The organism is Okeania hirsuta (genome assembly GCF_003838195.1).
Taxonomy (GTDB): Bacteria; Cyanobacteriota; Cyanobacteriia; order Cyanobacteriales; family Microcoleaceae; genus Okeania; species Okeania hirsuta.
Window position 1 is genome coordinate 16725 of the sequence record NZ_RCBY01000050.1, and the last position, 23884, is coordinate 40608.

Below are 23884 nucleotides of genomic sequence, written 5' to 3' on the forward strand. Positions count from 1 at the left end.
ATTTAAAAGTCTATTGTGGAAGTAAAATATGCTCTTGTTCATGAATGGTTAACGCCTAAAGCAACTGGTGGCTCAGAACTGGTTGTTAAAGAAATTCTCCAGCATATTAATGCAGATTTATATGCTTTAATTGATTTCGAGTCAAGCAATCCTGAAAGTTATCTTTATCAACGCAAAATAGGCAAAACATTTTTACAAAATTTGCCTTTAGCTCGTAACGGAGTACAAAAATATTTACCTCTATTACCAATAGCGATCGAACAACTTGACTTACGAGAATATGATGTAATTCTTTCTTCTTCCCACGCTGTTGCTAAAGCAGTTATTACTACACCCTATCAATTACATATTTGTTATTGTCATACTCCTATGCGTTATGCTTGGGATTTAACTTTTGACTATCTAAATAATAGTAAATTAGGCAAAGGTATCCCTGGTATTTTTACCAGATATCTTTTACATAGACTCAGAGAATGGGATGTAATTTCTGCTAACCGAGTAGATTATTTTATTGCTAATTCTCAACATACCGCTAGAAGAATTTGGCGTTGTTATCGACGCGAAGCTGAGGTAATTTACCCGCCAGTAGATGTTGAAAAATTTCCTTTTAAATCTCAGAAACAAGACTTTTATCTTACTGTTTGTAGATTAGTGAGCTACAAAAAAATATCTTTAATTGTCAAAGCTTTTAATCAGTTAGGACGAGATTTAATAGTTATTGGTGCTGGTGAGGAATTAAATCAATTACGCCGTCTTGCTAAAACTAATGTCAAAATTATGGGTTGGCAACCTGAAGAAGTAGTTACTCAATATATGTCAGAAGCAAAAGGTTTTATTTATGCTGCTTGTGAAGATTTTGGTATGGCTTTAGTAGAGGCACAAGCTTGCGGAACACCTGTTATTGCTTATGGTGTTGGTGGGGCGACTGAAACAGTGCGAGATATGAGAAAATATCCAGATTCAGCAACAGGTTTATTGTTTCCCGAACAGACAGAAAAAGCTTTGGTTGAAGTGGTAGAAAAATTTGAAAATTATCAGGCATATTTTCAGGCAGAAATTATTAGAAAACACGCCTATAGATTTGCGCCGGAAGTGTTTCAAAATAGTTACTTAAATTTTGTGGAAAAGTGTTATTCAGAATTTAAAAATGCTGGCATTTAAAATCTGGTTATTACAGAGAAATAGTATCATAAGTACGACTTATGTTTGTCAAGCTACAATAGAATAAAATTGATAATAATTGACTATGAGAACTGTTTTAGATTTAAAACCATTAATTACATTAACAAAAGAAGATTTTTATCAACTCTGTCAAGTTAATCCAGAGGTGTCATTAGAACTTAGTCGTAATGGAGAATTGATTATTATGTCGCCTGTAGGTGGAGAAAGTGGTAATCAAGAAGCTAATTTAATTGCTGATGTTATTATTTGGAATCGAAAAACTCAGTTAGGATTTGTATTTAGCTCCTCAACAATATTTAATTTACCTGGTGGTGGTAGTCGCTCTCCTGATGTTTCATGGGTAAGACGAGAAAAATGGGAAACTTTAACTCCCAATGAAAGGAAAAAATTTCCACCTGTTTGTCCTGATTTTGTGATTGAATTACGCTCTTCTAGCGATAGATTAAAACCTCTACAGGAAAAAATGAAAGAATATTTAGATTGTGGTTTGAGATTAGGATGGTTAATTAATCCTCAAGATAGCACTGCAGAAATTTATCGTCCTCAAAAACCTGTGGAAATATTAACTTTACCTATATCTTTATCTGGAGAAGATGTTTTACCTGGATTTAATTTATTAATCTAAGCATTCAGCTATCAGCTATTAGCTAGTCATTTCAGTTATCAGTTATCAGTACCTCTGTAATAAGGAGGCTTGAAATACGGAATTATCTTTTTTTTATACCTTTAAAAGGGGAGGCACATACCCACAATTTATCGGTAAGATTTTATTAAAACAAAATCTTGTAAATTTATTAGTTTTTGATGAAAAAGTTACAGACTTGGTTTGAGATAAAACCATTTCATCATTGTTGGGCGCCCTTCTGATAATAGTCGTCTGCGATCCAGTAATCCGTAATCTTGTAATTCCTCATAACAGTAAGAACAATTTGCCTTGATAACATGGCTTATACTTTCAATAACATTGATCGAATGAGTATCAGAAAAGCATTTTCGCAATGTAGAGGAAATACTAGGATCAATAAAATCATGTATTTCAATTAATAAATCACAGTTCACAAGGAAGGAAACATCTTGTTGTGTAAATAGTTGTTTTTCATAGCCCTCACAATCACTAATAATCAGAGCTTTTTTTGTAAATGGAATACTTTTAAGGGTATTTATATCACAGAAAGATCCAGTAATTACTCTATCAGCTACATTGTTAATTTGAGCCATTTGTCTACATAAATCTATTGCTTGACCCTTTATATCATATACAAAGACTCTAGCAGTAGGTATTCGCATTGCTAAACCAACTGCATAATATCCTTCTGCACATCCTATATCAACTATTTCACTATAATCCGTGTTACATATTTGGCCTATAATCTGATGAAGTTCTGATTCATATGAACCTACAATTTTAGGGATTAAAGCACTACCAACTGATTTCTGGTCAGGATATTTCATCCCTTTAAAAGGACCGTGTTTAACGATTAAATCAGGAGATATTGATAAAACTTCATCTTTATGATTAACGACCTGTTTACAGTTTGGTTCTTGTAAGATAATCCTTTCAGACTTAATAAATTCCGAAGCCCGAACTACAGTATTATAAAGTATTCTCCAAGCAATATCATTTTGGAGAATTTGGGAAACAATACTTTTGAAAAAAAAATTCATAATTTTATCTTTTATGACATAGTGATTTGAACTTTAACGACTTTACCATAAATTAAATTGGTCTAATGCTAATGCTAGAGAAGCTGTTACCAAGTGCCAACTCCAATTTCACAATTTTTAGTCATTTTTTAAACTGTTTTGATAACGTACTTCCCGCACAATTTCGCAAATTTCTTATGTTGTTAATTGGTTGGGTTCGGGGTTAGCTGCTTCAATTCTTCGTTCCCATTCATCCCAGTCAAAACCCTTTTTAATCTTCTAAAAAACTAAGCTATCTTCTGTAATTGTATAGCGATCGCCTGGATTAAGTTGCTGTTGAATTTCCGCAGGAATTTTCAACTGCCTGTCTGGGGTCAAATTAACTATAATTTATGATTTTATAGATACTTTTAGTTGTTGATTTTATAATAATTATTGTGTCTCAAAAACTATTATTATTGTCAAATATGACAAGGAATTTTGTACCTCACGCTTTTTGGAAATTGCTATAATATTTTTAATAATTCAAATGTTCTTAAGGGAAAAATCACTATGGATTTTGTTAGTCCCAAGGTTGATTATGCTTTTAAAAAAATATTTGGTTCCGAGGAAAGCACAGAAATTTTAATCAGTTTCCTAAATGCCATAATTTATAATGGAGAAAAAACAATTGAGTCTTTAAGGATTATTAACCCCTTTAATCAGGGTCAAGTAATCAGTTTAAAGGATACCTATTTAGATATAAAAGCTGTTTTATTTGATGGTTCGGTTGTAGTTATTGAAATGCAAGTAGCATCGATGACTGGTTTTAGTAAGCGAGTCATGTACAATTTAATTAAAGGTTATGGCAACCAGTTAAAAACAGGAGATGATTATCTTCTACTACGTCCAGCAATAGCGGTAACAATTACAGATTTTATTTTCTTTAAAGACAAAAAAGTAGTAGATGTAATTAATTCTTTTGTGTTTAAACATGAAGATAAAAACTGGAAATATCCCGATGTAGAATTGCGGCTAATATTTGTGGAGTTACCGAAGTTTAAAAAAACTTTGGCCGAGTTAGAAACTTTGACAGAGAAGTGGATTTTCTTTCTTAAAGAAGCTGCTCGCTTAGATTATATTCCAGAGAATTTGGGAGTAGTTGCAGAAATTGAACAAGCTTTAAACATTGCTAATAAAATTAATATGACACCAGAAGAGTTAGAAATGGTTGAGCGTCGGGCCATAGCATTGCAGGATCAAAGAGGACAAATAGCTTATGCAGAACAAGAAGGAGAAGCTAGGGGAAAAGTCGAAGGACGCATAACAAAAGCGATCGCTTTTGTTATGCGTTTACTGAAAAAAAGATTTAAAGATATTCCCACTTCAATAAATAATCAAATTGAAGATTTAGCTGTTGAAGAGTTAGAAAGTTTAGGAGAAGATTTGTTAGATTTCAACAGTCTAGAAGATTTGGAGAGTTGGTTAAATTCTCGCAACCCCTGAAAAGTTAAAAGTCAAAAGTCAAAAGTTAAAAGTAAGATTTGATAGGTTCAAAACTTTCAAATCAAAAGTCAAATTTATTAAAAAGATGGCATACTCCTCAAGAGTCATCTTAAGATGACTTAAACTATTAGCCAAGGATTGAAATCCTTAGCGAGCTTGGCGAGCCATATCATCCACTTTACAATAATAGTTAATTTTGGGCAAATTCTGTATATTTTCTCAGATTAGGTGGATGATAGGCCAAAACAATATCTTGTGCTGGAACTCCTTTTTCTATTAATTGGTCGGCGATCGCTTCTTCAGTCCCATCATGTTGTACCCAGATTTTTCCATCAATAATATCGACATGAATAGCACAACCATAAATTCTGGTACTGTTATTTTTCCATCCCAAATTAACAAGTTGATAGTGTTCTCCTTCGCGGTCAAAAATTGTTTGACTTTTGATTGGGTCATTAGGAGAACGTAACTTAGCTCTTGCTGTTAGTAATTCCTGAATTAATTGACGATATAAATCTAATTTATCCATTGAGCGATCGCCTCCTTTTCAAAATCATAAATAATTAATGGAATTTGGTTACGATGAATTACAGTTTGAATGAATGGATACTTAAAAAAGCGTTTATAGCAGAAGGAAGAAGGAAGAAGGAAGAAATAAAAATCTAGTGTTGTCTGAGTGTTAAGCTTTTGATATGTCAAATATAGTAATGGCGACTCCTATATAAATTTCTAATGGAATTACTAAATATAATTTTCGTTCTGTCTCTTATTCCTCCAAAGCAATACAAAAATTAATTAATTTTCCAACTGCAGTGTGAAACTCATAAATTGTTGAAGCTGCCAAAAAAGTTTTAATTTAAATAGCAATTTTTTCACCATATTTTGTTGCACTAATTAACTTTTATGCACCTAACTCAATATAAAAATAAACAAATCCTAAATCAATACGATAGGGGTCGTGAGTGATTATCCAACCCTGATTCTCAAGAGCAGTTCTAACTAATTGATGAAAAATATCTTTAGCAGAAATTCCAGGAAGTTTCCTTAAAGTTTAAGTACCTGTGCAAAATTAATTTAACATTTTTTTGTTGGGTTGCGCTGGCGCTTAACCCAACCTACAATATAATAAATTTTTAAATTAATTATCACTATGTCGGTGCAAAATCAAACAAAATTTAATCAACCATCTTTAGAAAAACATTTAAAGAATTACTTTGGTTATGATTCATTTCGCCCTGGGCAAAAACAAATTATTGAAACAGCACTTCAACAAAAAGATATGCTAATTGTTATGCCTACTGGTGGGGGAAAATCTTTATGTTTTCAATTACCCGCATTACTCAAACCAGGCTTAACAATAGTAGTATCTCCTCTCATTTCTTTGATGCAAGACCAAGTAGCAAGTTTACAAGATAATGGTATTGCTGCGACATTTTTAAATAGCAGTCTTGGACTGACAGAAACTCGAAAACGAGAAACAGATATTATGCAGGGCAAAATCAAACTTTTATATGTTGCTCCAGAGAGATTATTGTCAGAGAGATTTTTACCATTTTTAGAGTTAATTAATGCTCAACAAGGTATCTCTAATTTTGCCATAGATGAAGCTCACTGTGTTTCAGAATGGGGTCACGATTTTCGCCCAGAATATCGACAGTTACAAATGTTACGAGAAAGTTATCCAGATGTGCCGATGATGGCTTTAACTGCTACGGCGACAAAACGAGTCCGGGGAGATATTATTGCTCAATTAAATTTACAACAACCTTATATTCATATTGCTAGTTTTTTCCGTTCAAATTTATATTATGAAGTCCGTCAAAAAACTAATGCTAAAAATACTTTTGCTGAAACATTGCAAATAATTAGAAAACTTGGTGGTTCTGGAATAGTCTATTGTAATAGTCGAAAAAAAGTTGATGAAATTGCTCATAAATTACGACAAAATCATGTATCTGCATTACCTTATCATGCTGGAATGGATGATGAGGAAAGAGCTATTAATCAAACTAAATTTATCCGAGATGATATTGATGTAATTGTGGCAACTGTGGCTTTTGGTATGGGTATTAATAAGCCAGATGTTAGATTTGTAATTCATTACGATCTACCTAAAAATATTGAGAGTTATTATCAGGAAACTGGGAGAGCTGGTCGAGATGGTGAACCTGCTAAATGTACTCTATTTTTTAGTTATGGCGATAAGAAAGGTATTGAATATTTAATTGCTCAAAAACTTGATGAACAAGAACAAAGAATTGGTTATCAACAGTTAAGACGAATTCTTGATTATGCTGATGCTACTGAATGTCGCCACCGAATTTTATTAGGCTATTTTGGTGAAGATTTGCCCGAAAATTGTGGAAATTGTGATAATTGTAAATATCCTAAGCCAATAGAAGATTGGACGATTGAGGCAATGAAGTTTTTGTCCTGTGTGGCGAGGACTAAAGAACGGTTTGGTATGAATCATATTATTGATGTTTTAAGAGGTTCTAAAAGTCAGAAAGTTTTAGATAAAAAACATGACCAACTTTCTACTTATGCTATTGGTAAAGATAGAAGTGTTGATGAATGGAAACATTTGGCAAAATCTCTCTTACATCAAGGTTTAATGGATGAAACAACTGATGGTTATTCAGTGTTGAAACTTAATCAAAATAGTTGGGATGTAATGGGGCGAAGAAAAAAGGTAGAAATTGCGATAGAAAAAAAACGTAAAATCGAAAAAACTACTACTTCTTTAGCTGCAGATGAACAACGATTATTTGAAGAATTGCGGGCATTACGGAAACGAATTGCTGATGAACAAATGGTAGCTCCTTATGTGGTATTTCCAGATACAACATTACAACAAATGGCACAGAAACGACCTCAAACTTTGGATGAATTTATGGATATTTCTGGAGTAGGTAGTCGCAAACAAGATAAGTATGGCAAAAAGTTTATTCAAGCGATTAGAAATTATTGTGCAGAGAATGGTTTATCTACTAATTCAGAACCTATCCGAGAGCTAGCAAAAGTTGTAGATAATTTTCCTTCTTTTACTCAAATAGAAACATTAGAATTGCATAAACAAGGATTAAGTATTGATGCTATTGCTAATCAAAGAGGAATTAGTTCTGGCACTGTTACTGGTCATTTAGCTGAATTAATAGAAAAAGAGCAACCAGTAGATATTGATAAATTAGTAACACCCAAACATCAGGAAAAAATTATTGCTGCAATAGAAGAAGTAGGAGATGGAGCATTGAAACCTATTTATGAATATTTACAAGAACGTTATAATTATAATGAAATTAAATTAGTTAGAGCATATTGGCGGAGCGATCGCTTAGATTTTTAGTATAGCGCTGCGCGCAGGCAACAGGCAACAGGCAACAGGCAACAAGGGGAATAAAAAGTTGATAATATAAGGCTTTTAGCTATTGGAAACCTCCTGCAATTTGTAAATATGCCAGCGCACATTGCTATAATTCAGGACTTACGCATGAACGCTATTGGTAGGGTGTGTTAGCGGTAGCGTAACGGACAAAGCTATTGGTAGGGTGTGTTAGCAGTAGCTTCAATAATTGATAATTGATAATTGATAATGGATAATTGATAATTACCTCTCCCTAAAAGGAAGAGGATTGAATAAAAGGAAAATTTTTTTCTTGTTTCTCCTTGCTCATGAGAGACTTTAAACCTTAATTATTCGGTAACTGAGCAAACCCTATATCCAAGGGAGCAAGATACGACCAATGGAGTAAAACACAACCAAGGGAGCAAGATGCTCCCACTATTTTTGTTCTTGACCAAAATAATTACACGGGACTTACGCAAATTCACCTTAAAAACGCCATATGTAGGGGCGTTAGCGGTAGCTCTGCGGAACGCAAATGGCATTCGCCCTCAGTGTCCGTGCGTAACTTCTGTTGATGATATACAGCATATTTCGGGCAAATGATATATAAGTGTAAAATGTTTGTAGTGCGGGCATCTTGCCCGCTAGATGTGTACCTCACGAGCAGCAGGAAGTACTGTAAAATCTGGATTATTTAACGATCAAAAAACCTATCCTCTTACACAGAGCAAATCTCCTTATTCTTACTGCTTTCTATTCTCCCGACTCTTAACTCCTGACTCCTGACTCCTGACTCCTGACTCCTGACTCTTTACCCAACGCCGAAATAGTTCCACTGCAAACCGCAAGTTTCCCTCGGTTTCGATAATGACATCGTGGCGAGCAAGAGTTTCAAGAGCATTATTTAGTATACTTTCTTCTAAACCTGTAATTTCCTGGATAGTGGCACGACTACAACCTTCTGGATAGTCAGCTAAAGCTATGAGAATATCTTGCTGTCCCGGTGCATCTTGAGCAGCTTGACCCCAAACCCCTGTGAAATAATAACGCCAACTCGGGAATAGTTCATTTTGACGAATAATAGCTTCCACATCTGCAACAGTAAAAACTGACTCTCGTGGTCTTCCCTGCTCGAACGTTTGGTCGTTGTAGCGACGGACAAGTAAAAATCCCAGTAGTTGTACTAGGTAGGGTTGTCCGAATGTGAGGTCGTAGATGTGATCCATTGCTTCTGGTTCGTAGGTAAGCCGGAAGTCTGGGTTTGGGTTGGCAAGGACTTGGTGGGTTGGAGCTCTATTTAAAAAACTGACGCGGATGGGAATAATGCTGGCAAAAAATGGCTGAAAATAATCCTGTGTCATTTCTTCAAAAGTGAACCACCCGGCAAAGGCAAAGGCAATTTTCAGGCTCATCTGTACAAACCCCCGTAATACTGCCATAAAATTAGTAGGAAGTTGTCCTGAATTAATGAGGTTTTCAATGGTTTCAAATTCATCCAGGCAAATAATTAATCCCTTTTTAGCAATTTGTTGAATTGCTCGCTTTAAGTAGAGTTTAAAAGTTCGTTGGGGGAGTTTCAGAAGTTCATCTGTGTCCGGTGGGAGAATGTTGAGAGCATCTGAAATTTCATCACTAATTGCTAAAAATACTTCACCCATTCCCTCAGAAATACTTCCCAAATTTTGCAGGTTGACATAAACTACTTCAACATCTGAACCAAAAAAGTTGGCAATATTGACTAGAATTGATGTTTTTCCCATACGACGATGACCGTAGAGAACAACAGACTGCATTTGAGAATTAGTCACCCATAGCTCCTCAAGCTGTTTCATAATATCTTGCCGACCTACAAACAAGTCACCCTCTACTGGGTCACCAATGACGTAGGGATTAATTTTAGGAATAAATGCATCTCTAAACTGTGTGGCAATGTTTTCTTCATCCATAGCAATTTGCCAGTTTTTAGCAATATAGACAATTAAACTTTGTTCAATTTGGGGAAGTCTATCAGCATTATCTAGGATGTCTGTTAATTGCCTCATAGCTCTGGAAAGAGCAGATACACGAGCTGACTTTGAGGTAGCTTTTAAAGCAAGTTGTGTATCTTCAACAACGCGACGTAAACCTCTGAGCGCTTCCCAGGTGGTAGGCCGTAGATGAGTTTCAGGTGGAAAGTTGGGAACTTGTATTTTGGCAATGGCATTAGCAGATCCTGCTGCTTGAAATTCGTTTAGGGTTTGAGCTAAAAGGAATATTTCCTCGCCGTAGAGGAGAGGGCGTACTTTCTCAAATGCTGCTGTCGCTTTTTCAGGTTCTTTTTCGTAGAGATGCCAGAAACCTGCAGCTATTGCACGGGATGGAGTGTCTAAGTGAGTCAGTGCTGATGAAACTCTTATAAGGCTAAAAATATCTAATCCTCTAAAAAACTCTAATTTCAACTCTTCTACTAGAGATGCAGAGGCAAATTTTACAAGTCTCCAATCATAGGAATTTTCTGCTAGCTGGGAAATTCGATAAATCATCTCGTCTGGGGGAATTTCTGCTAGCACTTGATTAATAGCATTAACTACCGGAATAAACTGTAGGCTATATCTTAAGAGTTGATCTATATTTTCTAGACCTAGTTGCCAATCTTTTCTTAGCCAAAATTTTAAGCGAGTTGTTAGTAAGGGTAAAGGAATAGGGGTGATTCTAGGTAGGAGCCAACTACGATTCTGAATTGACATCAAGTTAAGTCCTACGCCAATTAACCAGTTTTCTGGATGCCAAATCGCCACACCTAATGCCACGCCAAAGGCTATGCCAAACGCCATGCCAACCACCACTCCTAATATCACGCCAAACGCCATGCCAAACGCCATGCCTCCCACCACACATGATGCCACGCCTCCCGCCACACCTGATGCCACGCCAACCGCCATGCCAACCGCTATGCCTCCCACTACAACTGATGCCACGCCTGATGCCACGCCTGATGCCATACCAAACGCTATACCTACCCCCACGCCTGATGCCACGCCTGATGCCACGCCTGATGCCACGTCTAATGCCACGCCTGATGCCACGCCAAACGCTATACCTGCCCCCACTCCTGAGGCTACACCTACCCCTACCCAAACGCCAACCGCCACGCCAACTGCCACGCCGACCCAATTAATCGTAATACCTATTTGCTCCAGAAGTCCACAAAACAAATAGGGAACACAAACAGTCAAAATTAATCCCTGAAACAATAATTTCCACTGGTTAGGATGCTCGCGCAGAAATTCTAGCTTGCTTTGCCAGCTTGTTTCTTCCGCTAAACCTTCTCCTCCTCCATACTTTTCCACATACCACCGCAACGCCTGGGGAAAGAAAAACACCCAATACAACAACCGCAAATAATCCAAAGGATTCCAAATAGAGAGGGGTCGCTTCAACTGTGGTGCTAGATCGAGACGGGGAACAGAGTCATAGTTTTTTTTCATTATTGTTGGCAAATAGGTTATAAAATTAATAGAATAAGACTTATATCAAATCTGGATAATTTGTTATTATAGTCATTGCGACTGGAACGGAGTGGAAGGAAGCAATCTCAGAGGTTGAGGAGATTGCTTTCCTGACGGAATGCTACGCAAACGCTGCCGCTCGCAATGACAGATTTCTTGTTTAGGTGTGTAGTTTTAGCCTTCCAGAATCCCCACAAGCACATCAACCAAAGCCTCCACATCCCCAGGAACTCTCAAAGAATCAATATTTTGCTGAATTAAACGTTGCTTTTTATCCAAAATACCAAATATCCAAAGTTCCCCCATAGTCACACAACCAAAAATTAAATCCTGCTCCGGTTCCCATTCAGATAATGCAATTAACTCCACAGCTAACTGCGTAAAACCCCGCGTCATATCCTCATGTTTTGCTTCAATTACTAACAGTTGAGAATTAGATTGTAGCAAGTAATCAAGATTACCCTTTAACCTTTCATTCACACTCAAAGGATATTCAATTCTGAGCTGACATTGACAGTAACGAGCAACCTCTAAAAGTACCGGAGCAATTAAAATTTCTCGCCGTGCTGCTTCACTACTCAAACTAACTAAAGGCAAAGTTTCCTCAATTCGCTGACGTAATTCTGACAAACGTTCCAGTTGCCGACTTGATGTAGGCAAAGATAATCTTGCTCTTTTGAAATTGTAGTCAAATTCAGCTAAAATATCCTCAGTTTCGTAGGGCAACTCAAAGTAAGAACGAAAAGTGTAAGATTTATTTGCCTGAAGAATAGAATGCTTAGACATAGGGAAGTTAAAAGTCAAAAGTCAAAAGTCAAAAGTAAGAATTAACCACATTAAAAAAATGATAACTCTGTAGGGACATTCCATGGAACGTCCCTGCCACATTATTACTATAATTTCATCAATTTTCACCTCCAAATCTAGCTAATAATTCGTCACGAGATAAGTGAGATAACTGTAAAATTGTCCTATTAAAATCTTCTTTTGGCAACTCCATAATCTGTTCAAGAATTACCTCTAGTTGGCTATCTAATTTGCCAAAGCGAAATATAAGCAAGCTTTCGAGCATTTCTTGATACCCTTTTTGTCTTCTTAGTTGTATATCTCGTTGTATACCTTGTTGTCTTCCTTCTTGTTTTTCCAACTGATTAACCTCTTCTAAAGCTTGAGCAAAAAGTGGTGATAATCTCATCTCTCTCCTCTAAATCTAGCTAATAATTCGTCACGAGATAAATTAGATAACTGTAAAATTAGCCTGTTCAAATCTTCTTTTTGCAACTCCATAATCTGTTCAATAATTACCTCTAGCTGGTCATCTAATTGGCCAAAGCGAAATACAAGTAAGTTTTCGATCATTTGTCGTATTCCTTGTTGTACACCTTGTTGTATTCCTTGTTGTACTCCTGACTGAGTAGCTTCTTCTAAACGTTGAGAAAAAAGTGGTGATCATCTCATAATTAACTCCCTATCTTCTGGATCTTTATCTGGATTTGCTTCTATATTACTCAGCAAATCTGCTAATAACAATAAAGCATTTTCTCGATGGATATTATCCTTGGGCAATGCTTTTAATTCATCAATGGCTTGAGACTGAACTTTTTCCCTACCTAATATTCTCAGCCACATTGTTTCTGGTCTTCTTGGTAATTGATGAATCACTACTATTGCTGTGCGGAAATATTCTCCTAAAAAGTAAATTTCCGAACACCAGTTTTCTTCATCTAATATAGCTCTAAATCCATCTAATATATTCTGGGAAGCTGTAGGAGTTAATATCCATAATTTAGGATAATCATTCATAGAAATACGAGTTTTATTTCGGTTCGCTTCCCGTTTAATTTATCCTTTAACTTCCAGTAATTTGAGAAGACAACTATCAATTTCATCAGGGGTTACAGGATTACGATAAGGTTCAAATAAAGCTGAAGTTGTAGCCAAGCGACCTAATAATCCTAATTCTTCTGGATTTCCTTGAAGTTGTGGTTGGGGTGAAAACCAAACATCTATTTGTCTGACTTCTCCTCGAACTTCACGAGGTGCTTTTACTTCCCCAATACTTGATAGTAATTCTTCTAAATATTGTTTGGCAAATTGGTCGTGGGGAAATATAGTCATTTCAGTTATTTCAGTTATTATAGGAGGGAATAGGGAATAGGGAATAGGGAATAGGGAATATTTGGAACTATATCTCATAGATTAAAGAAATACTATAGTTTTTTCCTTTCAAATAATTCATAACATTGATGCTTCACTTTACCAGGATAGCCACCACTTGTTTTAATAATCTCTGAAATCTCATCCTCACTAAACTTAATTCCTTGATATTCTTGCTCCAAAAAATTAGCCCGAAGGCGACTCTTAATAAAAGCACAAATAGTTTCCTCATTCCAAGGTTCTAGATATTCTTCAATACAAATATTTTTAAATGGAGAAGTTTTCTCCCCACTATCTGGAAATAAAATATCTAGTCTCTTAGAAGCAGCAACTACCAAACGTAAAGGAGGAACAATATCATTTGCTAAAGCGCGTAACTGACCACGAAGTTGATTGGTAAACCAGTCATAAATCATATTTTCTACCACATCAAGCAACAGTAAAATTCGATATTCCTTGATATTTCTTTTTAATTTATAACCGCTACACTTTTCAATACCAACTTCATCACAAAGAGCTGTATAAAAATCATTATCACTATGAATATGCTGCAAATCTATATCAATTGGCCTTCGAGGTTGCCTGAGATACTGAGTAGCTTTTTGAGCGATCGCCCTCAACAGAGAAGACTTTCCCACTCCACTATTGCCAATAATAGCAACACTACTACCACTATTAAGTACCTCAAAAATTCTATTAATTTCTCGCTCTCTATTAAAAAAGAGCTTTGGATTATCTATAATTCCTGTCAATGGAATAAATGGATTATAAACTTGTTGTTGAGATTCTGGTAAAACATCAAAATTGTTAAAAGTAGAAACTTTTTGTGGAAATTCTGTTAAAATATCAGGATGTTCTTTTCGAGTATACCAAGTTTCATATTCTCTTTTCAGCCAATTGAAGATTTCTTTAGATTTACCTTTTCTATCATGGTCTATATCTTTACAAATAATTTTTAATTGACGAAAAACTGCTTTTCTGTAATATTCAAATGTGTATTTAGAGTAATTACTAAGGAATTGCTCGCGAAATTTTTCTTCCGTCAAATTTTCATTTTTTATGTCAAATATCTTTAAAAAAAATTTTCTATCTTCACCCTTCAAATCAGCTTGGTTAGCAATAGTTCTCAAAAATTAATCCCACTGTTCAAAGTTCCCCATCAGCTCAATTAGTACTCTATCCTAATGTAGTATAACTAGAAAATGTACTTTGTAACAAAAGGGTAAATTATTTACTCCAAATTACCTCAAATTACCCCAAATTACTCCTAGCTAGAATTAGGGTAGAGCCAAAAAGTCTACCTGTACAGCCAAATAACAATTAGATATCCTGAAATTGTAGGTTGACTTTAGGAGCAAAAAAATCATGCAAAAATAATGTAACAAAAATAATTGCTTGTGGGTAAAAGATAACAACAACGGCAACCATTATATGTGTCTTAGATGTGGTAGAGAACGTTGTTTAAACAAGAGAAAATGGGGATTATATGGGCTATTGATTGTACTAAAAGCAGTTGTTTCTACCCTTTTCCTGGATTGAAATTTCGTGAATAAACAAGCATTAAATTCAGAGGTAAGTAGGTAGCTCTAATTAAAATAGGACTTACACAGTACAACGAATTTTAGTCATTGCGACCCACACAGAAGCCATCTCAAATCCTAATTTTTCGTACCTTATGCGTAAGTCCTGTAAAGGTAAAAAAAAATTGTAGGGGCAGGTTTAATTGAAAGCTTTAACTTAAGCGCGATCGAGTTCTAAAAACCTGCCCTCTAATTATTACTTATAAGTGTAGGTATAAATGGGAACTAAGCTCGCAAAACAAAGTCGTCTGCAGTTAAAGCAGGAAGTACATTAGCAAACTGAGCACCATTACCAAAACCTTCTGCAGCACCATTTGGATTATAGAACAAATTACCAGCTTCTGTACTGTGAACAATTAAAGCTGAAGAAGTAGCAGCAGCTTCGTCTGACTCAACCACATCAAATTCGCTGCTAATACTAAATCCTGCTCCAGCATCACTTTGGAGCGCAGCAAAAGTAGTCTTGTCAAGGAGTATCAAGTCTTGCCCTTGATTGAAATCAGTAATTGTATCTACACCTACATCATTCGCAGAAAATGTACTATTAGTGTTGAAGATAAAGCGGTCAATACTTGCACCACCAGTTAGAGTATCGTTACCAGCACCACCATTGATGCGATCGCGACCTTGACCACCATTTAAAATATCATCACCATTACCGCCAAGCATACGATCGTTCCCAATGCGACCTGCCAAAATATCATCGCCTTCACCACCTCTGAGCAGGTCGTTACCCCTACCACCAACTAACCAATCTCTTCCACCAAGACCATTTAAAGTATCATCACCTCCAAGACCGGAGAGAAAATCCTCTGTATCGGAACCGTTGAGAAGATTCTCACCAGAAGTATCGATCGTATTTTGTAAAACACTGATGCGGGCGATTTCATTACCTACACCATTATCTTCTGTGGTGAAATCAGCGTCAGGGCGTGCTTGTAAAATATTCCCTGGTGCGTCGTCACCTTCTCGCACACTGCCAATAAAACCAGGATGTAACATAACAGTTCCATCTTCATCTTCTCCTGTATCTGGAGCTTCTTGACCTAGCGCTGCTGTATTTGCAGGTTCTTCATCATTTACTTCTGTTCCTGCATCCCAGATATCTGTTCCATTAGCAACAAAATCTAGTCCTAAGAAATTTCCATTGTCATCAAAAATTTCAAACCTAGTAGGATTTCCATTACCAGTAAAGGCATCATTACTAGGCAGGATCATGGAAGCATAACTAAAGTAGCTACTGCTGTCAGCATTTTCATCCACAGTAAATTGGGCAACACCAATGTCTCCTTGGAAAAAATCCCTAAAATTGCTCCCCTCAACAACTGGTCCTTGAACTATTCCTTGAACAGTACCAGCTCCACTATCGTCAAATTCAGTAGATAAAGTAGTTGTAAATTCACCTGTTGGTTCAATAATAGCATCTTCAGCTAACCTTTCTAAACCAGGAGTAGCAGCTTCACTTGGATCTGAATTAAAAAGGTCAAAGTTTCCATCATGAAAACCCACCCACATCTGAGATAAGAATATACTACTATCTGCACTTTCTCCAGAAGCTACATTCTCAACTAAAACTGTAATATCAGCCATAAATTTTTTTCCTTAGTGATGACCATATTGATGCACAAGAGTTTAGCATAACAAATACAATTTGTGAATAGATAGGATATATTTATGCCTATATTTTGATACATATAAACTAATTGAACTTGATTAAAATCAACTAATTAAGGCTCAATTGAAATGGAACAAAATAAAAATAATATCTAAAAAAATCAAATTAATCTAGTTTCTACTAAAAAAAATATTTGACGCTGTTGAATACAATGTAAGTCTCAGAACGGCACCAAATCATAGCAAATCTCAAAAACTTTTCTATGTTTTCTTGAGTGGGGCAGTGGGGAAGATGGGGAGATGGGGAGATGGAGAGTGGGAGTAGTAAACATAAGAATAATATACACTTACTGGCTAATAATAGCTATGAACGTCATTGAATCTTACTAATTACTGAATCATTGAAGTTTTGCATAAGTATAGAATTCTTTTTGAGGAGTGCGATAAAAAGGATATTTTAACGCTTGCTATATAACAATCCTAAATGATTTGTAAAAAATCTAAGGATATATAAAAACTCTGAAACTTTTACCCCTGTCCCCTAAATTCAAAGATATTTTTACCCGCAACTGAAATAGGATTGCTATAGCAAGGAACAAGTTGGTTAGGAAATAGACTGATGATCAAACCTAGAAATTCTTTTTCCACTGTTGCCTGTTCCCTCACACCGAGTGCGCTACCAGATGCTAGATTGGCTTGCGAATGCGCCCACAGGTGGCGCTTTGTTCAGACCTCTGTCGCACCCCGCGGTGTCGCACCGCTGTTCCCTGCTATATGAATCAAGCGACAGATTCAGATTTAACTGTTACTCTTTCCACTTCTAAACAAACTTGCTCTACTATCGGAGTAAAACCCAGGAATAGCTGCACCTTTTTTGCAAATTCTTCTGGGTTACCACTGACATAGAAGTTAGTACAGTGTGGAGGGCGATCGCTTGATATCCCCAAACGTTGAAGTTCCCTAGCAGCAGTGCTAACAACAGCAATGGCAGGGTCTACTACCTGTACTGAATTGCCTAAAATTTGTCTAAATAAATGAAGTAGATGGGGGTAGTGGGTACAACCTAAGATCAGGGTATCTATCTGTTGTGCCATTAGGGGTTTAAGATATTGTCGCACTACCTCAAAAGTATACACATCATTAATGCGGCCTTGTTCAATTAATGGTACTAAAGCAGGTGCTCCTACTTGAAATACTAAAACTGAAGGATCTAATTTAAGAATAGTATTTAGATAAGCATTGCTGTTGACTGTCTGTCGAGTGGCGATGACACCTATTTTTTTGTTCCCTCTGTTGACAACTGTATTTGCACCAGGTTCAATCATACCAATAATGGGAAAATTGTATTCAACTGCTACTCGATCTATTGCTGCAGCAGTAGCAGTATTGCAGGCAACGATCACCATTTTTACACCCTGATGTTGCATCCATGTTAGCACTTGACGTACAAATAGTACGATTTCTGCCTGAGATTTTGTACCATAGGGGAGTCGTGCTGTATCAGCAAAATATATAAAGGTCTCTCTGGAGAGTTGGCGATATGATTCTTTTAAGACACCAATTCCACCCACACCACTATCAAAGATGCCAATTGGATATCTTTGTAGTTGTCTAGATTGAGTTTGCCCTGGGTAAGAGGTAATATATTTACCCTTATTAAATTGATAAAAAATATTTGTCATCGTTACAATAGAATTGACAAAAAATAGTAGGTTTGGAGCCAAACCTTGCTAAATAGGAATAAATTAGGGTTAGCATCTATGATTTGCTGCTGACCCTTTACCTTTAAGCACTATAGTGTTGATCGAAACCGGATTTAGTATGAATCTTAAATCTAATTATTGAGATTACTCGTCCTGGTCAAAAGTTTTTTTAAAAAAGTCACAAGTCAATTTAGAGGTATTCCTCATGGAAAACACAAGGGCAAAAATTTTATTTATAGTAATAGACAGGTAGGTTAGGACTTATGCTGATGATGATCCGAATGTTTTCCCGCTGTTCCCAGATCCGGTGTTCACTACTTATATAGTTAAAGATAGGGAGATGGGGAAATGGGGAGATGGGAGCATTTTTCTACTTGTTTGGTGCGCGTTCCCTTCTCTTGGTCGGCGTTCCCATGGCAAAGACACCGTTCCCTACCGTCCCGGAATGGGAATGCCTGGTTCCGACAGCTTGCGCTTAAGGGCGGCACGGGGTTGCATCCGCTTTTTCCCCTATTCTCGTTCCTGAATTTCCTGACTTGACCAGGACTGAATTCTGACTTCTATGCCAAAAGCACATACCGCGTGCAAAGATATCAAATGGGTTCTACTAAGAAGTATTTGATTTAGCTCTGTAAATAAGGAATTTTACTCTATTTTATGAATTAAGTAACTCTCAAGCATTTTATTAATAATCAATATTCTTTAGCTAATAATTTTGATTGATATTCACAGATGTCTAATACTTTTTTATTTAAAATTGCTATAAATGGTTTGAAGTTATCATCTATCAATAAATTTTTATGCATAATTATATAGAGATAAATAGCCCAAAATAATTTGATAAAAATTCAGATAAAGATTATTTTCAGGCAAAGAAAAAGTTAAGGAGATGATGAAAACTATAAAGAAATTTATAGATTTTATATGTTAGTTTAGTATAAATACTTAAGTTGAAGTAAAATGGAAAAATAAATAGTTTTTAATTGTTGTAAAATATGTTTATATTTGTCTTTTGCGAATTCAAGAATCTTGGCAATTAACTCTTCAATAAATAGGCAAAGGTATATTTGATTGGAACATCAAGACAAACGAAATATTTTATTCAACAAACTGAAAAGCAATTTATAAGACCTTCTGACAAATAAATTGTCTACTGATTTTTAAGCTTATAGAGATTAGTAATGTTAAACAGGTTTGGGAGTAAACTCAGGTGCTTCATCCTCAATTAGTAATGCTTTTATTGCATAAAATTAAATTTATTTAAAAAAATTGGTATGATAAAACCATCAATATTTATCAGTTATTACTTCATCTGGAACTGTATTTTAAGTCACTCGGTATCTTAGCTAAAAAGATTTAAGAACAAATTACTCAAACTTTACAATAGTCATTAATTATTCTTTATTACCTATGTTTTCTTACTTAAATAACCATCTTGATTTAGGTTCCACTGTAAAAGATTTACAACTTCATAGTATCCGGGTTGAAATTGATACATCAGGAATTAGTTTAGCTAAAGTTTTTGAAGAAAATCCCCTACTTCCAGGTATTATTTTAACAAAATCGGGTAAATTCATTGGTATGATTTCTCAACAGCAATTTCTCAAAACGTTGAGTCGCCAATATGGAAGAGAAATTTTTTTAAATCGTTCCGTTAAGGTCTTATACGACTTTATTAAGTCTGAATTATTAATCTTCTCAGGAGATACACCTATTGTAGATGCTGCTGATAAAGCAGTAAAGAGACCTCAAGAATTTATTTATGAACCAGTTATTGTAGAAAATTCTCCAGAAGATTATCAAGTTTTAGAAACTCAAAAATTACTTATTGCTCAATCTTATATTCATCAACTTGCTAAAGATTTATTACAGAAACAAACTCAAGCACAACTAATTCAAACTGAAAAACTTGCAATGTTAGGGCAAATGGTGGCAGGTTTAGCCCACGAACTGAGAAATCCAATTAATTGTGTGGCAGGTAATTCTAAGTTTATGTCTGGTTATTATCAAGACTTTCTTAAATTGATTAATACTTATGAGAAAAATATTCCTGAACCAATAAAAGAAGTTGAAGATTTAAAAGAAGATATTGATTTTGAATTTGTCAAACATGATTACTTGGAGATGATGAATAGTATAGAAATTTCGGCTGACCGGATGATGCAATTGGTTAGTAGTCTCCGCAATTTTTCTCACATGGAAGGTACTAAACGCAAAGAAACAAATATTAATGAATGTTTAGATGGTACTCTATTAATTTTAAAGAATCGTTGGAAGGTTAGTGGAGTTGAAATTATTAAAAATTATGGGGATTTACCGTTGATTTTGTGTCATTCTGGTCAAATTAGTCAAGTGTTTATGAATTTGATTACGAATGCTCTTGATGCTCTAGAAGAGTATCAAGAAAAAGAAACTGATAGTAGACCAGGTAAAATATGGATTCATACTAAAGCTAAAGATTTATCTGAAAATACAGATCAAAATGTGGATAAATCTGCTCATGACATAGAATTAAATTCTAATTATCAGATGAAAGGTAATGTAACTTCTACTGAAGATTCTAAAGAAATTTATGGTTGGCTCTCAATTCGTATCGTTGATAATGGTCTTGGTATTGCCTACGAAATTCAAAAGCAAATTTTTGATAGATTTTTTACTACAAAACCTGTAGGTAAAGGTACTGGTTTAGGACTGGCAATTAGTTATCAAATTGTTGTTGATAACCATCAGGGAAAATTACATATTAACTCAACTCCAGGAGTAGGAACTGAATTTGAAATATTGTTGCCTATAAAGTAAAACTTATGAGGTTAATTAGTTGTTTTTTATTTAGCAAAAAATTTGAACGTATATCAATTCAGTTATCAGATAGCCTCCTTTGGAGGAACTGTGCTAACAGTTATCAGTACCTCCTGTAATAGAGAGGCAATAAGATGCAAAAATTTTCTTTCTCTTGGTGGATTGGATATGGTGTTAGCGGAGCTGCTCTGCAAGAGCGGGTTTCCTTGCCATCCCACCCTTCGGGAAACTCCGAAAATCGACCGCTTTTTATTTCCTTAAAAGGGTAAGCAAGAGAAATGATTATTTTTGTCTATAGCGGCCGCTCAAAATTATCTTTTATATCTAGCATTCAAGGTAACTTAAAAACTTCTTTGAAAATTATATATAGTAGAAGGAAGAAGGAAGAAAGTTAATTAGGGCTTGCTGAATAAATCTAAAAGCATTGATATATAAAGACAAGTGCCTTTTTGGGGCCTTTAAAAAGTGTACCTGTTTCAGTCTAAAACGCTCAAAAAGCTAGTATTTTGGGACGATTATGGCAGAAAAATCAAGGGACAATTCTTACGCCTACCTCCTCACTCATTCCCATTTCTCCTGTCTCCTGTCTCCTGTCTCCTGTCTCCTACCCCTACTAAAAGACTTTTGAGCGCAAACCCTAATTATTAATATTCTGTTGTTTTAGATATTTCATAAGTCAAGAGTAGTAATGGCAGTTGCTATAGAAGTCTTTAATATACGGTTGTATGAAAATATATTAATTAATGATAAGACAGCTTAATTTAAGAAAGAATTTTAGATTTTTTCGTGTATATTAAAAAGTGTTTTCTGACGAAATGCCCCGCAAACAGTAATTCAGCTTTCAGTTAGTTAAGCAAATTTTACAGTTATTGCACAGATTTCTATATCATGTTCGGTCTAAATAATGATGATAATAAAACTTTTAGTTGCACTTTAGCTATTTCTTTTACAGTATGGTTAGTGCAACTCAATTACTAACTGCTATCTTTAATCCATTTCCTAATTGAAGTAGAACTAAAAGGTTTATTCTTACGATTTCTATAACCCTCAAACTCTAATTTTTCAGCTATATCCTGACAACTAAGTCCATCATAATAAAGTTCTAAAGCTCTTTGTTTGTGAAGTTTCGTAGAATTATATTTTGAAGATAGAGGTTGATTTACTTGATTGGACAAATAATCTCCAATCAGGCCAATAACTTTCCCTCAGAAATCATAGATTTTTTTTGCTCATCTTTAGACTCAAGAGCATCAAGCCATTCCTCAATAATCATTCTACAAATTTCTGTTGTTGATATTCCGCTCTGTTTCGCAACTTTCTCTAACTTGGGCATCTTCTTTTTGCTAATCCTCAGACCTATAGATTTTTTGGTCAAGGCTTCAGGGTCTTCTTTAAATGTCCCATCAGAGTTTCTCGGTCTTTGTTTCTTCATACCTTTAACCTTTGCTAGCCATTGCTAAATTCTATTCTAGCAAGGGATATAGAGTTTGAGAACAAGACTCATATGAAATCCGATTATACATTTGTCGCACTTTATACTTCCATTCAATACAGAACAGACATAAAATCCCAGAATATCCCTAGATAATTCCTACTCTCATCCTTCCTTGATCTCGACCACTGACTCCCTACTCTAAACTTCTGACTCCTGATTCCTGACTACTGACTTATACGATAACTAATTATCGGAATTATATATTATTTATCTACACTAATACCTTGTTTATCTACACTAATACCTTGACATCCATTGCTAGCCTTGGCTATTATGCAAATTGTAGGTGAAATGAGGCTATCAGCCTTCTTCACTAGTAAATTGAGAAACTGAATCTATCTGAGCCAAGTCACTCAATTATTAAGGAGAAATAAAAATGAATATTCAAGAAATAGTTATTCAGCAAATCTGCGAGGAGTTTAAAATCGATCCCAATAACCATAATCAGCAACTTTCAGTAGAAAACCTCAAAGAAATTATCAGATGTACAACAAATAAAATGCTGATGGCACATTTTCAAATTTTACTAGATAACTATCTTGAAAATACTGATACAAATTCTGCTCTAAATCAACTCAGTATTTTCGCAAATATAGCATCTGAAAATGATGCTAATGAAATTAAATATTTAAATGGCTTTCACGATATAGGCAAACAAATTGCAAATATTGAAGTTAGATTTCTAGAAAGCACTCTTGGTTTAAGCACTTAGTTCTAATGATTAAATAATTTATTTGAGCTTGAGGAAGAAAGAAGGAACAAGGAAAAAAAGTGTATTAGAATAGTCTTTTACAAGCCACTCCGCATCTACCCCAAGCAATTCTAGACATCATGTAGGCAGTGGGGAATTAAACCCATAAAGAACAAAGATAAACAAATTTTACAATAATCTTTTTTTAACAAACTTTCAATAAATTTATCTCACTCATTTTAATGAAGTTAATTACTCGCAAAAAAACTACTGAATAAATAGAGCAAGAATTAATTAAATTTCATTTTATAGTGGAGGTAAAAAACAAAACAAATCAGAAATTGTGGCTTTTAAAAAAAACTAGCAAATTCAGCATATTTCCTCACATTAGGAGGTTGAAAAGCTAAAAAAATTTACTACTAAACTACTAAGAACACCTTAAGCCATTAATTCTGAATTAACCTCTGTTTTAGTTTAAACACTATAGTTTGAACTTTGTCTACCTGGTGTTTTTGCGCAAGTCATGTGATATTTGATAGAGGGGATTTTGAAAAAGGCGATCATGTTACCCATCGCTCATTAAACTTTTAAGCAAAAAAAAAGCCCTCCAAATAGAGGACTTTTTTAATTCAATCAATCAACTAGAAATTAACCATTGATAGAAGGAGCTTCTACAGCAGCCAAATCTAGAGGGAAGTTG

21 protein-coding genes are annotated in these 23884 nt (G+C 35.2%); 6 read left to right on the forward strand and 15 right to left on the reverse strand.

Annotated features, from left to right (window positions below; translation table 11 throughout):
* The first annotated feature begins 15 nt into the window (after positions 1 to 15).
* Both D5R40_RS11045 and D5R40_RS11050 read left to right on the forward strand, forming a co-directional pair.
* Complete coding sequence (locus D5R40_RS11045) at positions 16 to 1161, forward strand: glycosyltransferase (protein WP_124144656.1); 1146 nt, start codon at positions 16 to 18, stop codon at positions 1159 to 1161.
* A gap of 85 nt (positions 1162 to 1246) precedes the next feature.
* Positions 1247 to 1807, forward strand: coding sequence for a Uma2 family endonuclease (locus D5R40_RS11050; RefSeq protein WP_124144668.1), 561 nt, complete (start codon positions 1247 to 1249; stop codon positions 1805 to 1807).
* Between the two features lie 188 nt (positions 1808 to 1995).
* Here D5R40_RS11050 and D5R40_RS11055 read toward each other — a convergent pair whose 3' ends face one another.
* Complete coding sequence (locus D5R40_RS11055) at positions 1996 to 2847, reverse strand: methyltransferase (protein WP_124144655.1); 852 nt, start codon at positions 2845 to 2847, stop codon at positions 1996 to 1998.
* 531 nt (positions 2848 to 3378) lie between these two features.
* On the opposite strand from D5R40_RS11055, the gene D5R40_RS11060 reads away from it, so the two are divergent.
* The gene (locus D5R40_RS11060) at positions 3379 to 4311 is read left to right on the forward strand and encodes an Rpn family recombination-promoting nuclease/putative transposase (protein ID WP_124144654.1); all 933 of its coding nucleotides are present in this window, start codon (positions 3379 to 3381) and stop codon (positions 4309 to 4311) included.
* A gap of 190 nt (positions 4312 to 4501) precedes the next feature.
* Here D5R40_RS11060 and D5R40_RS11065 read toward each other — a convergent pair whose 3' ends face one another.
* The 3 genes from D5R40_RS11065 to D5R40_RS42560 all read right to left on the reverse strand — a co-directional run bounded on the left by D5R40_RS11065 (position 4502) and on the right by D5R40_RS42560 (position 5341).
* The gene (locus D5R40_RS11065) at positions 4502 to 4840 is read right to left on the reverse strand and encodes a XisI protein (RefSeq protein WP_124144653.1); all 339 of its coding nucleotides are present in this window, start codon (positions 4838 to 4840) and stop codon (positions 4502 to 4504) included.
* A complete protein-coding gene (locus D5R40_RS39445; RefSeq protein WP_240038919.1) occupies positions 4828 to 5010 on the reverse strand; it encodes an element excision factor XisH family protein in 183 nt (60 codons plus the stop codon). The genes D5R40_RS11065 and D5R40_RS39445 overlap by 13 nt, the downstream gene beginning before the upstream one ends.
* Before the next feature lie 202 nt (positions 5011 to 5212).
* Positions 5213 to 5341, reverse strand: a complete 129-nt coding sequence (locus D5R40_RS42560; RefSeq protein ID WP_353734833.1) for an element excision factor XisH family protein — start codon at positions 5339 to 5341, stop codon at positions 5213 to 5215.
* A gap of 120 nt (positions 5342 to 5461) precedes the next feature.
* On the opposite strand from D5R40_RS42560, the gene recQ reads away from it, so the two are divergent.
* Positions 5462 to 7657 (forward strand): DNA helicase RecQ, encoded by a 2196-nt coding sequence (recQ, locus tag D5R40_RS11075; RefSeq protein WP_124154653.1) that lies wholly within the window; start codon positions 5462 to 5464, stop codon positions 7655 to 7657.
* A 743-nt stretch (positions 7658 to 8400) separates the two neighbouring features.
* Here the strand turns inward: recQ and D5R40_RS11080 are convergent.
* The 9 genes from D5R40_RS11080 to murI all read right to left on the reverse strand — a co-directional run bounded on the left by D5R40_RS11080 (position 8401) and on the right by murI (position 18178).
* Positions 8401 to 11124 carry an ATP-binding protein gene (locus D5R40_RS11080; protein WP_124154654.1) on the reverse strand — a complete coding sequence of 908 codons (2724 nt, stop codon included), beginning with the start codon at positions 11122 to 11124 and terminating at the stop codon, positions 8401 to 8403.
* A gap of 195 nt (positions 11125 to 11319) precedes the next feature.
* Positions 11320 to 11931: a hypothetical protein gene (locus tag D5R40_RS11085; protein ID WP_124154655.1), complete on the reverse strand. Its 612-nt coding sequence runs from the start codon at positions 11929 to 11931 to the stop codon at positions 11320 to 11322.
* A gap of 118 nt (positions 11932 to 12049) precedes the next feature.
* Complete coding sequence (locus tag D5R40_RS11090; protein WP_124154656.1) at positions 12050 to 12340, reverse strand: hypothetical protein; 291 nt, start codon at positions 12338 to 12340, stop codon at positions 12050 to 12052.
* Entirely contained in the window at positions 12337 to 12504 is a 168-nt protein-coding gene (locus tag D5R40_RS41940) for a hypothetical protein (RefSeq protein ID WP_339379537.1), read from the reverse strand. Before D5R40_RS41940 ends, D5R40_RS11090 begins: the two co-directional genes overlap by 4 nt.
* A 90-nt stretch (positions 12505 to 12594) precedes the next feature.
* Positions 12595 to 12948: a hypothetical protein gene (locus tag D5R40_RS41945; RefSeq protein WP_339379538.1), complete on the reverse strand. Its 354-nt coding sequence runs from the start codon at positions 12946 to 12948 to the stop codon at positions 12595 to 12597.
* Between the two features lie 39 nt (positions 12949 to 12987).
* Positions 12988 to 13263 (reverse strand): hypothetical protein, encoded by a 276-nt coding sequence (locus D5R40_RS41950; protein ID WP_339379539.1) that lies wholly within the window; start codon positions 13261 to 13263, stop codon positions 12988 to 12990.
* Positions 13264 to 13355: 92 nt separating this feature from the next.
* The gene (locus D5R40_RS11100; protein ID WP_124154657.1) at positions 13356 to 14432 is read right to left on the reverse strand and encodes an nSTAND1 domain-containing NTPase; all 1077 of its coding nucleotides are present in this window, start codon (positions 14430 to 14432) and stop codon (positions 13356 to 13358) included.
* Between the two features lie 675 nt (positions 14433 to 15107).
* Complete coding sequence (locus D5R40_RS39450) at positions 15108 to 16472, reverse strand: spondin domain-containing protein (RefSeq protein WP_240038918.1); 1365 nt, start codon at positions 16470 to 16472, stop codon at positions 15108 to 15110.
* Positions 16473 to 17275: 803 nt separating this feature from the next.
* Positions 17276 to 18178, reverse strand: coding sequence for a glutamate racemase (gene murI / locus D5R40_RS11110; RefSeq protein ID WP_124144649.1), 903 nt, complete (start codon positions 18176 to 18178; stop codon positions 17276 to 17278).
* Between the two features lie 1431 nt (positions 18179 to 19609).
* On the opposite strand from murI, the gene D5R40_RS11115 reads away from it, so the two are divergent.
* Positions 19610 to 20998 (forward strand): ATP-binding protein, encoded by a 1389-nt coding sequence (locus D5R40_RS11115; RefSeq protein WP_124144648.1) that lies wholly within the window; start codon positions 19610 to 19612, stop codon positions 20996 to 20998.
* A 974-nt stretch (positions 20999 to 21972) separates the two neighbouring features.
* Here D5R40_RS11115 and D5R40_RS11120 read toward each other — a convergent pair.
* Both D5R40_RS11120 and D5R40_RS11125 read right to left on the reverse strand, forming a co-directional pair.
* Positions 21973 to 22173, reverse strand: a complete 201-nt coding sequence (locus D5R40_RS11120; protein WP_161564977.1) for a recombinase family protein — start codon at positions 22171 to 22173, stop codon at positions 21973 to 21975.
* 11 nt (positions 22174 to 22184) lie between these two features.
* Positions 22185 to 22430 (reverse strand): hypothetical protein, encoded by a 246-nt coding sequence (locus D5R40_RS11125; RefSeq protein ID WP_124154659.1) that lies wholly within the window; start codon positions 22428 to 22430, stop codon positions 22185 to 22187.
* A 439-nt stretch (positions 22431 to 22869) separates the two neighbouring features.
* Between D5R40_RS11125 and D5R40_RS11130 the strand changes: the two genes are divergently transcribed.
* A complete protein-coding gene (locus D5R40_RS11130) occupies positions 22870 to 23205 on the forward strand; it encodes a hypothetical protein (protein ID WP_124144647.1) in 336 nt (111 codons plus the stop codon).
* Positions 23206 to 23884: the final 679 nt, after the last annotated feature.